The sequence below is a fragment of the Bacillus sp. AFS040349 genome (assembly GCF_002577655.1).
Classification (GTDB): Bacteria; Bacillota; Bacilli; order Bacillales; family Bacillaceae; genus Metabacillus.
Genome location: NZ_NUMC01000010.1, coordinates 93,429 through 107,398, shown reverse-complemented (window position 1 = coordinate 107,398; position 13,970 = coordinate 93,429). Strand labels below are relative to the sequence as shown.

Sequence of the window (13,970 nt, the reverse complement as noted above, 5' to 3'; positions counted from 1 at the left end):
ACAAAGGGTACATTTTAAATAAGGCAGTCTTTTTTTATTAACTTAATTAGTTTTGAAAACGTAAAATAATCTGATTTAATAATTAATGAATAATGGTGTTAAACTAATGGTAGGATTTAAGGATATAGAAAAGGAGGTCATGTAAGTGATCAAAATATCGATTCCAACACCCGATGTTACAATTACCAAACAGCAGAATCCGGAGTTAAGTAATATTTACGGATTTACTGATTTTCACCTTATCACTAGAGATAAAGGTGGGATTTTTATGTTTTACAATGATAAAAAAGAATTATTGTTTGTTGGAAAGGCTAGGAAGCTAAGACAAAGGATAAAAAAACATTTCGAAGATAATGTCTCTCCTATTAAATTACATAGAGATGAAGTAACTAAGATTAGTGTTTGTTTGGTGGAAGACCCAGTCCATAGAGAAATATACGAAACCTATATTATTAATGAACTTAAGGCAAAGTACAACGTAGATAAAGTTTTTTATCGTTAATAACAAAAACCCTCTCTTCCATTGTAGTTAGAGAGGGTTTTTTATGGAAACTAAAAAATCGACTTGCATCATTCATATGATGCAAGTCGATTTGAATTAATTTCTAATCAAATAATCAAATGCGCCTAAAGCTGCAGTAGCTCCAGATCCCATTGAGATAATAATTTGATTATACGCACTATCTGTGCAGTCCCCAGCAGCAAACAATCCAGGAACGGTTGTTTCTCCGTGCTTATTAACGATAATCTCACCCATACGATTGCGCTCAACGACTCCTTCTAACCAGTCCGTGTTTGGAACAAGACCGATTTGAACGAACACACCCTGTAATTCAACGTGCTTTTCTTCGTTGGTATCACGTTCAATATATGTAATACCATTAACACTATCTGTACCAGTGATTTCTTTTGTTTGAACGTTTTTCAGTACTGTTACGTTTGGAAGGCTATATAGGCGATTTTGTAACACTTCATCAGCCTTTAGCTCTGGATTAAACTCTAGTACGGTAACATGCTGAACAATACCTGCTAAGTCAATTGCTGCCTCAATACCTGAGTTACCACCGCCGATAACAGCCACATGTTTTCCTTCAAACAATGGACCATCACAGTGAGGGCAATATGCTACACCTTTGTTTTTGAACTCTTGTTCACCAGGAACACCTACATTACGCCAGCGAGCACCTGTTGACACAATAACACTTTTACTTTTTAGAACAGCGCCATTTTCAAGCTCAAGCTCGAAAAGGTCTTTCTTTTCAATGCTTTTAGCACGTTGAAGATTCATAATATCAACACCGTACTCTTTAACATGCTCTTCAAGGCTTGCAGCAAGCTTAGGACCTTCTGTGCTTTTTACACTGATAAAGTTCTCGATGCTCATTGTATCAAGAACCTGACCACCGAAGCGTTCAGCAACGATACCTGTGCGAATCCCTTTACGAGCTGCATAGATTGCCGCGCTTGAGCCTGCAGGACCGCCTCCAACAACTAAAACATCGTAAGGTTCTTTGTTCTCAAACTCGGAAGCATCAGGGCCTGTACCGATCTTCGCAAGAATCTCTTCAATCGTCATACGACCACCGCTTAAGAATTCTGCGTTTAGGTAAACAGCAGGAACAGCCATAACGTTTTTACGCTCAACTTCTTCCTTGTATACTGCACCGTCAATCATTGTGTGAGTGATATTAGGATTTAAAACACTCATGATATTTAGGGCTTGTACAACATCAGGACAGTTGTGACAGCTTAGACTAACGTATGTTTCAAAGTGGTGTTCACCAGTAATGCTTTTAATTTGGTCAATCACACTCTGATCAACCTTAGGCGCTCTTCCACTAACCTGTAAAAGAGCCAACACTAAAGAAGTGAATTCATGTCCTAGAGGAATACCAGCAAATGTAACACCAGTTTCTTCACCAACACGATTCACGCTAAAGCTTGGCGTTCTTGGTAAGTCAGCTTTTTCAACAGTAATTTTAGATGACATGGAAGCTAGCTCATTCACTAGCTCCATCATGTCACTTGAAACCTTGTCATCACCAGCACTAAACTTTAGAACAATATCACTTTCAAGTAGTTGAAGATATTGTTCTAACTGTGCTTTAATTTCTGCATCAAGTACCATTTATTGCACTCCTTACAGCTTTCCAACAAGATCAAGGCTTGGCTTAAGTGTTTCGGAACCTTCTTGCCATTTTGCTGGGCAAACTTCGCCTGGGTTATTACGAACATATTGTGCTGCTTTTACTTTGTTAATTAAAGTGCTTGCGTCACGACCAATTCCACCTGCATTGATTTCAACAGTTTGGATGACACCATCTGGATCAATGATGAATGTGCCGCGATCAGCAAGACCTTCTTTTTCATCTAATACTTCGAATCCACGAGTGATTACTTGAGATGGATCACCAATCATCGCATATTTGATTTTACCGATTTTCTCTGAGCTATCGTGCCAACCTTTGTGAGTGAAGTGAGTATCAGTAGATACAGAGTAAACTTCAACACCAAGTGCTTTTAAATTATCATATTCGTTTTGTAAGTCTTCAAGCTCAGTTGGGCATACGAATGTGAAATCTGCTGGATAGAAGCAGAAGATGCTCCATTGACCTTTTAAATCTTCGTTTGTTACATCGATGAACTCACCATCTTTGAATGCTTTTGCTGCGAAAGGTTTTACTTCAGTACCAATTAATGACATATTATTTTCCTCCTATGTATTTGAGATGATAGAAAACATAAAAATATACTATCTATAATCTCTCTAATTTTAAATAAATTATCAAATAAAATTCATTATACGTCAAGGGTAACAGAATGATAAATTATTTGAAAGTGTATTTATAAATTAATAGTATATTAATTCACCTAAATTTTAACTAGTTGTAAAAATATGCTGTAGCTAGCCATTAACCATTATCTCCATTATTAGAACAAAGTATAATCACCTTTTCTCATTTGAATGTAACAATTGATACTAATCTATAGAGAAAAAGTTTATAGTAGAACAGTTATAGGAACTCGTTTAATTCAATAAGATATATAAGGACTAAAATTCAAGTAGTTAGGAGAAACCACATGGATCAATCTAAGGAACAATATGATTTACCCAAAGGGAAAAATATTACAAGCTTCCTGGAAATAATCAATATTGAAACTGGTGAAAGGAAGACACTAGCGTCCTTTCATAAGGTAATCGAAGCACCAAATTGGACCCGTGATGGAAAGCTTATTTATAACAGTGATGGTCATCTTTACTCCTTTGATTTAAATACCTATGAAAATAGCCTCATAGAAACAGGCTTTGCAACCTCCTGTAACAACGATCATGTTTTATCTCCTGATGAATCTCAGATTGCTATCAGTCACCACACTGCCCTGGATCATCAATCACGCATATACATCCTTCCTGCAAAAGGCGGCATTCCAACTCTCGTAACGCCAATGGCTCCATCTTATCTTCATGGCTGGTCACCTGATGGAAAGACATTAGCTTATTGTGCAGAAAGAAATGGCCAGTACGACATTTATACGATCCCAGCATATGGCGGAGAGGAAAAACAGCTAACAGATCTTCCGGGCTTAGATGATGGCCCTGAATACTCACCAGATGGAAAGCATATTTGGTTTAATTCCACTCGGTCCGGTTTGATGCAAATTTGGCGTATGAATGCAGATGGTAGTGAACAAACGAGAATAACATTTGAAGAAAGCAATAATTGGTTTCCACATGTTTCTCCTGATGGAGAGAAGGTAGTTTATCTTGCTTATAAAAAAGGAGAGGTGGAACCTGGGGACCATCCTCCTAATAAGGATGTTGAATTAAGAATCATGTCCAGTACAGGTGGAGAGTCAAGTTTGTTAATCAAGCTGTTTGGTGGTCAGGGTACGATCAATGTAAATTCATGGTCTCCAGACAGTAAGCAGGTGGCATTTGTCAGATACGAACTAAATTAAAGCATAAAAAAAGCAGTAGTTATCCATTTGTAGGGAAATTACTGCTTTTTTATAAATCAATTATAAGTAGTGTTAAATTTCATATCTTCACTTTTTAAAATAAAGTCATTTGCAGATCTTCATAATCATCATTTTTATTGTCATTTTCCTCGATCTTATCACTTTCTTTATGAGAATCATCTGGAATCTCTACAGTTAAGACCTTGTATTTACAATTCTCTTGGTTTTTTTCAAGAGCATCTAGATGCCCATTTTTTTGTAAGTTTTCAAGATACTTCACAACATCCACATATAATTTAGGTCTACCTGTAGAATAGGCATCACTTGAAAAACCATGATTTGTAATAAGATGTTGGCATAAATCTTTTGCAGATATAATGGTGTTTTCTTTTAAATACTGATTTATATAAGAATGAGCTGATTGAATCGTCAAATCATGACCACCTCTTTTGAGCATTTTTAAGGGAAGTAAATAATAGGATTACATTTCATTCTACTACAAATTAGTATCCTAGTTTATTTTAGGATCAATTTTTTTAATACCTTATGTGATCTTTCTCACATTCTTTATAAAATTACGATGTTACAATGATCTCAAGTTGATGATCAACACAACAATATATAATCTCTTGTGAAAAACTTCACAATATAAAACGATAAATTGGAGGAATACAAAATGAATTTAACACTTGGAAATAAAGTTGTATTAGTTGGTACTGGAGCGGTTGGATCAAGTTATGCTTATGCGTTAATGAATCAAGGAATCAGTGATGATTTAGTGCTTGTAGATTTAAATGAGGAAAAAGCGAAAGGTGACGTAATGGACTTAGATCATGGAATTGTTTATGCACCAAATTCTATGAGCATCAAATTTGGTACTTATGAAGATTGCAAGGATGCAGCACTTGTTGTTATTTGTGCCGGTGCAGCACAGAAACCAGGGGAAACAAGATTAGATCTAGTAAGTAAAAATGTGAAAATCTTTGAATCTATTGTAAATCAAATTATGAAATCAGGATTTAACGGAAATTTCTTAGTGGCAACAAATCCGGTTGATATTTTAGCCTACGCAACATGGAAATTTTCTGGATTGCCAAAAGAAAGAGTAATCGGATCTGGAACAGTGTTAGACTCTGCTAGATTTCGCTATTTACTAGGAGAAGAATTCGATACAGCACCAACAAGTGTACATGGCTATATTATCGGTGAACATGGTGATTCTCAGTTACCTGTATGGAGCTCTGCAAATATCTCTGGTACACAGGTTGCACCGAAATTAACAGAGGAACGAAAGCAGGAAATTGCCGTTCAAGTTCGTGATGCAGCCTATAAAATCATTGAATCTAAAGGGGCAACATATTACGGAATTGCAATGGGATTAGCGAGAATTACAAGAGCAATTTTAAAGAACGAGAATGTGGTTTTACCAGTTGGGGCTTATCTTGAAGGGGAAAATGGACACAGTGATGTTTATATCGGGGTACCATCTGTTATCAATCGCACAGGTATAAAGAAAGTTGTTGAGCTTTCTTTAAATGATCAAGAACAGGAAAAATTGACAAAGTCAGTACAAACACTAAAAGATATTCAAGCTACTATTTGGGGTTAGTTTAGAAACCACACAGAGGAGAAATCATCATGTTAGTTGAAACGTTTGACCCATTTCAGCATATCGCCATATCAGCATTAGTTGCAGCCATACCAATCATATTATTTCTATTATGTTTGACAGTATTCAAAATGAAGGGAATACATGCAGCTCTATTAAACTTAGTTGTAACCTTTTTAATTGTATTAGTAATCTTTAAGCTTCCTTTAGGGGAAGCAATCGGAAGTGTCATTCAAGGGGCAATAGTAGGATTATGGCCGATTGGTTACATCATTGTGATGGCAGTATGGCTATATAAAATAGCAGTAGAATCAGGGAAGTTTGATATATTACGAGGAAGTATAGTAGGCATTTCTCAAGACCAACGGATTCATCTATTATTAATTGGCTTTTGCTTCAACGCATTTCTCGAAGGAGCGGCAGGCTTTGGTGTACCAATTGCAATCTGTGCTGTACTTTTAGTTTCATTAGGATTTAAACCATTGCAGGCAGCGATGCTATGCTTGATTGCAAATGGTGCATCAGGAGCTTTTGGGGCAATCGGGATACCAGTAGGCATCATTGATACGTTTCATCTAGAGGGAGTTACATCAATGGATGTTTCAACGATGACTGCCTTAACATTACCAATTATCAACTTTACAATTCCGTTCCTGCTAGTTTGGTTACTGGATGGTTTTAAAGGTATTAAAGAAATACTACCAGCCATTTTAGTCACATCTGCTACTTATACAGTAACACAGGCAATTATTACAGTAACGATTGGACCAGAGTTAGCCGATATTATTCCATCTTTATTAGCAATGGGTACACTGGCGCTATTTCTTAAAAAATGGCAACCAAAAGAAATATTCTTACTTAATGGGAAAAAATGTGAAGTTGAAAAACATTCTATGAGTGAAGTAATCAAAGCTTGGTCTCCATTTTATTTGCTAACCATCTTTGTACTTATTTGGAGTTTACCAGTTTTTAAAGGGCTATTTGCAGAAGATGGCTTTCTTGCAGGAACAGCAGTGAAATTCATAATTCCTGGGTCTTCAATAGGGGTAGGTATCGATTTAATAGGTGCAACAGGAACGGCGATTCTTTTAGCAGGATTAACAACAGTCGCTTCTACTAAACAAATTCAGTTTATGGATAGCTTTAAACTGTTGAAAAAGACGATTTTAGAATTTAGAATTCCAATCATTATGATTTCTGCGATTATTGGTATTGCGAAGCTAATGACATACGGAGGATTAACAATTGCGTTAGGGCAAGCAGTAGCCACAACAGGGGATGTGTTCCCATTGTTAGCTCCAATATTAGGTTGGATTGGTGTATTCATGACAGGATCTGTGGTGAATAACAATACATTATTCGCACCAATTCAAGCAACAGCAGGTAACATCATTGGAACAAATCCATCTTTACTAGTATCTGCAAATACTGCCGGGGGAGTAATGGCAAAGCTTGTTTCTCCACAATCTATTGCCATTGCAACAGCAGCAGTAGGTGAAACAGGTAAAGAGGCGGAACTAACGAAAATGACATTGAAATATAGCTTTGGGTTACTAGGGTTTGTGTGCCTTTGGACGTTTGTTCTTGCATTGATTTTTTAGAAAAATAAAAGGAGGCTGACACAAATTAGGTCGCCTCCTTTTCAGTTTAGTTCACTCTTGTAATTCTTCCTTCAGATTTATAGTCAATCGGAGAAGGTAAACTCTTAACGTACTCAACTGTAGCATCAAGATCTACTGGGCCGACTTCCATGCTTGAAGAAAGTTTTCCAAAGCTAGTTTTAATGTTTTCATACATATAGTTGTTCACAACGACTGTATATTCTGTTGCTGGATCAACCGGAGTTCCATCAGGCAAAAGAATATCCTGGACTTTTCCCGTTTTAGCAGCATCATCATATGTGTAAGTGTATTTAAAGCCTGAAATATGGTAATCAAGACCTCTGTCAGTAATTTGTTCATCTAAAATAACTCTTAAATCTGCACCACTGAGGGTAGCTTTATTTAATACATTACCAAATGGTTGAACTGCGAATAAATCACCATATGTGATTTCATCAGCTTCAAGTGGTGAACGAACTCCGCCACCGTTCATAAGGGCAAAATCAGCGTCCATTGCATCCTTCATGCTATCAGCAATGAGGTTACCAAGTCCATTGTCACCGAACTCATTTGTTACAGTAGGGTAGTCTTTTTCAAGGGTAGATACTGATTCACCTACAACCTGTGCTTTGATTGGGGCAACCTTTGCTGCATACTTTTCCATGATAGCTGTTACTGCAGCATCTGGAGTATATTTATCCTGGAAAACTGTTTTAATTTCTGCTGATTTACTTGTAACATCTCCTGTTAAAGGATCGATAGTAAGTTCAACATCTGAGAAAGCAGAACCATAAGAATAAGCTTGTACAATTAACTTATTATCTACAACTCTATTAACCTTCACATGGTTATGAGCAGCAAAGATAACATCTACTTCATCATCAATTTGTTCTGCTATTCTGCTAGCATCAAAGGAATCGGTATAACCAGTTTGTGTAGCAGGATTGTGAGCTAAAACAACAATTGATTCAATACCTTTTTCTTTTAATTCTGCAGTATATTTATTAATTGCTTCTGCTTCATCTGTAATTTGTAAAGTTTCATTTCCTTTTGTCACGATCATTGAAGGTGTTTCTTGAGTGACAACCCCAATGACACCAATCTTTTGACCACCAGTTTCTAATACTGTGTAAGGATCAGTAATTAGCTTTCCATCTCTTGTGTCATAAGCATTAGCTGCTACAAGTGGAAAGTTCATTCCATCATAGTCTGGAGTGCCATTTGGGTGATTGCCGCCATTCATCATCCGTTTTAACTCATCAATACCCTCATCAAACTCATGGTTTCCTAAAGTTCCAGCATCAAATCCGATTTCTTCTAGAACTTCAATTGTTGGTTCATCTTGAAAAAGAGCTGAAATGAGTGGGCTTCCACCAATCATGTCACCAGAATGAAGAAGTAAAGTGTTTGGATTTGTTGCTTCTTCTGCTTTTAGAGCAGCAGCTGTATATTCCATTTGACCAGCCAAAGAAGTCCCTACTTTTGTAGCGGTATCTAATTGTCCATGTAAGTCATTTAATCCTAAAAGCTGAACTTTTACTCCTTGGTTTTGGTTTAAGTTAATAGTGAAAATTCCAAATCCATTAGCATCCGTTTTCCCTGTATAAGAGAATGGACTTGCTTCCGTAATGTACTGCTCTGCCTTCGGTGAGGTCGTAAATGTAACATTCACATCACCTGAGATTGGTGCAATTGACCAGTTATTATCAGCAGTTGGTGTAACTTCTTTTACTTCAGAAATATAATCCATTAAAATTTGGCGATTTTCATCAGCAGAATCAACCACTAACTCGCTACCTTTGAGACCAGGGAAATTCCCACCGCCACCAGCACGATAATTGTTTGTAACAACAACAAATTCTTGTTCTGGATCAATTGGCTCTCCGTTGTATTCTAAGTTCACAACACGACTAGACTCAGGGTTAATAACATTTCCTTTTGTGTCATATTTAGCAGGCTTTGTAACATCAATTTGATACTCAACTCCGTCAATCACATCAAAGTTATACACTGGGAAAGAAGGATTTAATAATTCTTGTGCTTCGGTTTTAGAAGTGTCAATTGTATTGAACTTACCAGCTGACATTTCAATCCATTCCTTCACGACGGAACCTGTTACTTTTACAGCTTTTAATGTGTTGTCATAAAGATACAAATCACCCGCACTGCGGATTGTTAAATCACCTTGTTTGATTTCTGTATATTCTTCAACACCATTACGTCCTGCTTTGAAAGGTGCTCCAACAGATAAAATTGGAAGATCTTTTAATTCAGGCTTGTTCAATGAGATGTAGTTTTCTACATACCATTTTTGCGCATTTGTTACGACTTGAACAGAAGGATCATCTTGAACAAGAGCAAAATAGCTGTAAATATCATCAGTTGTTGTTCCGATTGGTGTATTTACATAGTCAATTGTGTCTTCATGTGCAGCCTTGACAGCCTTGACAATTTCTTGATCTGGTTGAACTGTTTCTATTGATCTAGTAGAAGATTGAGAGTTAGAAACCTCCCATTTTCCTTTAATCTTTTGAAGAGTAAGGTCGATAATTCCAAGTGCACCACCGCCATATCCTGCTTGAACAGCAGCAACACCATTAATTGTGCCTTTATTATTATCTACTCCAGGTAATGGTTGTCCATCAGCACCTTTGAAAAGGGCATCTAAGCTGCCAACATCCTTAGCAGGAAATGTTTTATGAGTATGTGAGAATGTAATAGCATCAATTCCATCTACTTTACTTAAAGCATAAACCGCATCTTCTGTATTCTCTTCATTTGAACTAAAACCAGAGTGAGCTAAAGCGATCACAACATCTGCACCTTTTTTCTTCATTTGAGGTACATATTTTTTAGCACTTTCGATGATATTTTTTGTGATGACTTTACCATCTAGATGAGCTTTGTCCCACTCGTTGATTTGTGGGGGAGTAAAACCAATATATCCAACTTTGATAACCTTTGTTTTTCCATCTTCATCTTTTACTTTTTTATTAACAATTTTATAAGGGCTATATTTATTAATATCATTTGAAGGATTATCATCATGATCATCAATATAAACATTTGCATTTACAAAAGGAAATTCAGCATCATCATACACTTCATCTAGGTAGTCTAGACCATAGTTGAACTCATGGTTTCCAAGTGTAGCCATGTCATAATCCATTATATTCATTGCTTCAATTGCTGGATGTACCTCGCCGTCCTCTAGTGGATCAATCTTTGCTTTGTAGGTGCCAAGAGGGGTTCCTTGGATAAGGTCACCGTTGTCTACGAGGACAGAGTTATCTACTTCTTTTCTTGCTTGCTTAACAAGAGTTGCTGTTTTAGCTAGTCCTAGTTTAGGGGCTTCAGCATTTTTGTAGTAATCGAAGTTGAGCAGGTTCGTATGAATGTCTGTTGTTTCCATAATTCGAAGCTCTACTTGTGATTGAACCTTAGAAGTGGTAGGTTTGGCTGCATTTACAACGCTTGTCATAAACGGGGTTGATAACAGACTAATGGCAAGGGTGCTAGAGAGAATCGTATGACCTTTGAGTTTTTTCTGCAACTTCATTTGATACATCCATCCTTTAATTTTTTTGAGAGATTACTAGTCTCCAAGGAACATTTTATAATAGTGGAATACTTCAAAAGAATGGTTAATAAATACTGAAAAAATTACAGGAAATATAGAGTAAACTTATATCTAAATACTTAATTTTCAGAAGATAGAGTAAATTGATATAGGCGAAAATATATAATTTCACCAGCTTAAGTAAAAAAAAATTTACGCGTTTAGTCTAAATGGTACAAAACGCATAGGGGCAATGAATGGATTATTTCCGATGAAGGGGATGAAATATATAAACGGGTTATAGAAGAGAGAAGCTGTCTTTATAGTTGTAAGACAGCTTCTCTTCCTAAAAATATTTTATTTATGATCAATTATTGCCCAGTAAGCTGGTTTTACTTTGTAATTCGGATCAAATACAAATGGTGCATCTTTTCCTACGCCATCATTGTACTCCTCAGCACGATCATCTAGCCATGTATGGTTATCAGTAATTCCCCAGAAGGTAACGTTACTAATTTTGTCATCTAGTTTTTCGTATAATTTAAATAATGCATCATAGCGTTCTGCTTGAGCTTTAAAAACTTCAGCTGGGATTTCACCATATGTTTTATAAGCCGGTTTTGGTGGCCAACCATAAAGACTTACATCAAGTTCTGTAATTTGATTATCTAAACCAAGATCTGCAAATAGATTGATAGAATCTTCTGTTTGTTGTAAAGTAGGCCATCCAAGCTGGATATGTGATTGGTGTCCAACACCATCAATTGGCACGCCCTGCTCTAAAAGTTTTACTACTAAATTATATAAGTCATCTCTTTTTGATTCTACTTCTGTATTATAGTCATTAATATAAAGCATAGCATCTTTTCCACCGTATTTATGAGCAGTTTCAAACGCTACTTTAATAAAGTCAGTTCCTGTGAGTTTAAACCATTCTGATTGACGTAAACCACCGCCATCATCAATGACTTCATTAACAACATCCCAAGATTTCACATCATCTTTATAACGCTTAACAATCGTTTTAACATGATTCTCAACACGTTTTAATACTAGCTTTTTATTTTTCATACGTTTTACAGGATCTTTTTCATCAACCATTTTTTTCCCATCTTTATCAAGGAAGAACCACTCTGGAACTTGGCTATGCCAGATAAGGGCATGGAAGCGTAGGTCCATATTATTTTCTTTTGCAAATTTAACAATCTTGTCAGCTTCCTTAAAGTTAAACTTTCCTTCTTCTGGCTGAATATTAATTGGCTTCATCACATTCTCAGCAACGATGCTGTTATAATGGCGCTTCAACATGACTGCATCTTTACCTTCTAATTGACTTGGCTCTACAGCAGCTCCGATTGTAAAGGAGTCTTTATATCTTTGGTCTAACTGTGGTGCTGTTAAGGCACTAATACTAGGTTTTTCCGTAGTAGCAGCAGAAGCAGTACTCATTCCTACAGGTAATAATAAGGCTAGGGCTAATCCAGAAATAATTGGTTTACGTAATACGTTTAACATGTTTTAATCTCCTTTTTAAAATAGATTTGAAAGGCTTTCTAAAACAGCTTCTGAATAACTCTAACGAACCTCCTTTGTATATATTTCAACCAACAAGTAAGGGCTTACATTTCTGCAGGAAGTTAATTATGTATAGGTGAGCCCTAACTGAATTTGATTATAACAACTTCAACTTTGTTTGGCTACTAAATAAACAAAGTTATTTTACAATTTAATAAATTCAGTAAAATAGTAACGATTTGTTTTATAGGTAAAGAAGTTAATCTGTGAAAATTTTCCTATGTTTGGAGTTTTCAAAAGGAGATAGAGAAGCAGGTGTTCTAAGTGAAAGTAGAGTGACTTTGAAAATGTGGAGGTTGAGAATAACTATATGAGCATTCTGGCAGTGATAAGCCAAAGAAGTAGAGAGGAAAAGTCTTACTTCTGGTCTAATTAAGGCATAGCTAGTACCAATGCCATATTTTCTATGATTCTAACACTCTAACACTCTTACAGTAAGAGCTTTATATTCCCATAAAAAAGTAAAAGAACACTACAATAACCACATTGTAGTGTTCTTAAATATCTTACTTATAAGGATCAATCGTCTGAATAGTGCCGTCTTCATTGTAGTGTATTTCTGCATACTTCACACTGCGTTTATGATCGACTCCGTCTGATAAAGAGCAATCATGATAAAATAGATACCATTTATCTTCAAACTGAACAATTGAATGATGAGTGGTCCATCCTGTTACTGGAGTAAGAATTTTTCCTTTATACGTGAATGGACCTTGTGGGTTTTTGCTTGTTGCATAAACGATGCAGTGAGTTGTTCCCGTTGAATAGGAAAGATAATACTCATCATTATATTTGTGGACCCAAGCTCCTTCGAAAAATCTTCTCTCTTCATCTCCAGCTAGGATTGGATGACCATCTTCATCAACAATTGAGATTTCTTGAGGTTCAGATTTGAATGTAAGCATATCATCCTCTAGCTCAGCTACCATCGGACCTAATGCTGGCTCTGATGCTGCAGGACCTTCACCATTTGGATTAAATTTTCCAGTCTGCCACTTTTCTAGCTGACCTCCCCATAGACCACCGAAATAGATATAAGATTTGTTGTCATCATCTACTAATACTGCAGGATCTATACTGAAACTCCCTGGGATATAGCTCTCTTGAGCAGTAAAAGGGCCAGCAGGATTTGTGCTTGTTGCAACACCAATTCTAAAAATATCATCATGATCTCTTGCCGGGAAAAATAAGTAATAGGTGTTGTTTTTGAATGCTGCATCAGGTGCCCATAATTGTTTCTTTGCCCAAGGAATGTCCTTTACATGAAGGACCTCTCCATGATCAATACAAGGAGATTCGAAGTTATCCATTGATAATACATGGTAATCTTCCATTTTATACTGATCACCATTGTCATTTGAAGGTTCATTATGATCCAAGTCATGTGAAGGGTAGATGTAAATTTTGCCTTCAAATACATGTGCTGAAGGATCTGCAGTAAAAATATGTTCTACGATAGGTTGTTTAGGTTGTGGTAGTTTACTCATTTTAATCTCCTTATCTATTAGTAATTTGTAAGCGTTTGTATTAATTATAGCAAACTTTGTTTATTAATTAAACAAACAATACGAAATTATTTTAATTACCCAAATACTTTAATTAGCAAACGGCACATACTAAAATTACCATTTGTTTTTATTAAAACAGCATAATTGGGATTGATGTA

At 36.2% G+C, this 13,970-nt stretch carries 10 protein-coding genes; 4 read left to right on the top strand and 6 right to left on the bottom strand.

Annotated features, from left to right (window positions below; genetic code table 11):
- The first annotated feature begins 145 nt into the window (after positions 1-145).
- Complete coding sequence (locus COD11_RS02810) at positions 146-502, top strand: nucleotide excision repair endonuclease (protein WP_098795235.1); 357 nt, start codon at positions 146-148, stop codon at positions 500-502.
- Positions 503-598: 96 nt separating this feature from the next.
- Here the strand turns inward: COD11_RS02810 and ahpF are convergent, their stop codons facing one another.
- Positions 599-2,128: an alkyl hydroperoxide reductase subunit F gene (gene ahpF, locus COD11_RS02805; protein ID WP_098795234.1), complete on the bottom strand. Its 1,530-nt coding sequence runs from the start codon at positions 2,126-2,128 to the stop codon at positions 599-601.
- 12 nt (positions 2,129-2,140) lie between these two features.
- On the bottom strand, positions 2,141-2,704 hold the full coding sequence (gene ahpC, locus COD11_RS02800) for an alkyl hydroperoxide reductase subunit C (RefSeq protein ID WP_098795233.1): 564 nt from the start codon (positions 2,702-2,704) through the stop codon (positions 2,141-2,143).
- A gap of 377 nt (positions 2,705-3,081) precedes the next feature.
- Here ahpC and COD11_RS02795 point away from each other — a divergent pair, with 377 nt between their 5' ends.
- Positions 3,082-3,960, top strand: coding sequence for a TolB family protein (locus COD11_RS02795; RefSeq protein WP_098795232.1), 879 nt, complete (start codon positions 3,082-3,084; stop codon positions 3,958-3,960).
- A gap of 94 nt (positions 3,961-4,054) precedes the next feature.
- Here COD11_RS02795 and COD11_RS02790 read toward each other — a convergent pair whose 3' ends face one another.
- Positions 4,055-4,393, bottom strand: coding sequence for a DUF3895 domain-containing protein (locus COD11_RS02790; RefSeq protein WP_176550951.1), 339 nt, complete (start codon positions 4,391-4,393; stop codon positions 4,055-4,057).
- Between the two features lie 243 nt (positions 4,394-4,636).
- Between COD11_RS02790 and COD11_RS02785 the strand changes: the two genes are divergently transcribed.
- The gene (locus COD11_RS02785) at positions 4,637-5,569 is read left to right on the top strand and encodes an L-lactate dehydrogenase (RefSeq protein ID WP_098795230.1); all 933 of its coding nucleotides are present in this window, start codon (positions 4,637-4,639) and stop codon (positions 5,567-5,569) included.
- Between the two features lie 29 nt (positions 5,570-5,598).
- Entirely contained in the window at positions 5,599-7,170 is a 1,572-nt protein-coding gene (locus tag COD11_RS02780; RefSeq protein ID WP_098795229.1) for an L-lactate permease, read from the top strand.
- Positions 7,171-7,216: 46 nt separating this feature from the next.
- On the opposite strand, the gene COD11_RS02775 is transcribed toward COD11_RS02780, so the two are convergent.
- From COD11_RS02775 to COD11_RS02765, 3 genes are all read right to left on the bottom strand, one after another.
- On the bottom strand, positions 7,217-10,729 hold the full coding sequence (locus COD11_RS02775; protein WP_098795228.1) for a bifunctional 2',3'-cyclic-nucleotide 2'-phosphodiesterase/3'-nucleotidase: 3,513 nt from the start codon (positions 10,727-10,729) through the stop codon (positions 7,217-7,219).
- A gap of 357 nt (positions 10,730-11,086) precedes the next feature.
- A complete protein-coding gene (locus tag COD11_RS02770) occupies positions 11,087-12,244 on the bottom strand; it encodes an endo-1,4-beta-xylanase (RefSeq protein WP_098795227.1) in 1,158 nt (385 codons plus the stop codon).
- A 566-nt stretch (positions 12,245-12,810) separates the two neighbouring features.
- Positions 12,811-13,791 (bottom strand): glycoside hydrolase family 43 protein, encoded by a 981-nt coding sequence (locus COD11_RS02765; protein WP_098795226.1) that lies wholly within the window; start codon positions 13,789-13,791, stop codon positions 12,811-12,813.
- Between the last annotated feature and the right edge of the window lie 179 nt (positions 13,792-13,970).

Bases quoted from the DNA above. Each gene is read 5' to 3' on its own strand.
- ahpF (WP_098795234.1), bottom strand. From the start codon at position 2,128: ATGGTACTTGATGCAGAAATTAAAGCACAGTTAGAACAATATCTTCAA.
- COD11_RS02795 (WP_098795232.1), top strand. From the start codon at position 3,082: ATGGATCAATCTAAGGAACAATATGATTTACCCAAAGGGAAAAATATT.
- COD11_RS02785 (WP_098795230.1), top strand. From the start codon at position 4,637: ATGAATTTAACACTTGGAAATAAAGTTGTATTAGTTGGTACTGGAGCG.
- COD11_RS02765 (WP_098795226.1), bottom strand. From the start codon at position 13,791: ATGAGTAAACTACCACAACCTAAACAACCTATCGTAGAACATATTTTT.
- COD11_RS02775 (WP_098795228.1), bottom strand. From the start codon at position 10,729: ATGAAGTTGCAGAAAAAACTCAAAGGTCATACGATTCTCTCTAGCACC.
- ahpC (WP_098795233.1), bottom strand. From the start codon at position 2,704: ATGTCATTAATTGGTACTGAAGTAAAACCTTTCGCAGCAAAAGCATTC.
- COD11_RS02780 (WP_098795229.1), top strand. From the start codon at position 5,599: ATGTTAGTTGAAACGTTTGACCCATTTCAGCATATCGCCATATCAGCA.
- COD11_RS02770 (WP_098795227.1), bottom strand. From the start codon at position 12,244: ATGTTAAACGTATTACGTAAACCAATTATTTCTGGATTAGCCCTAGCC.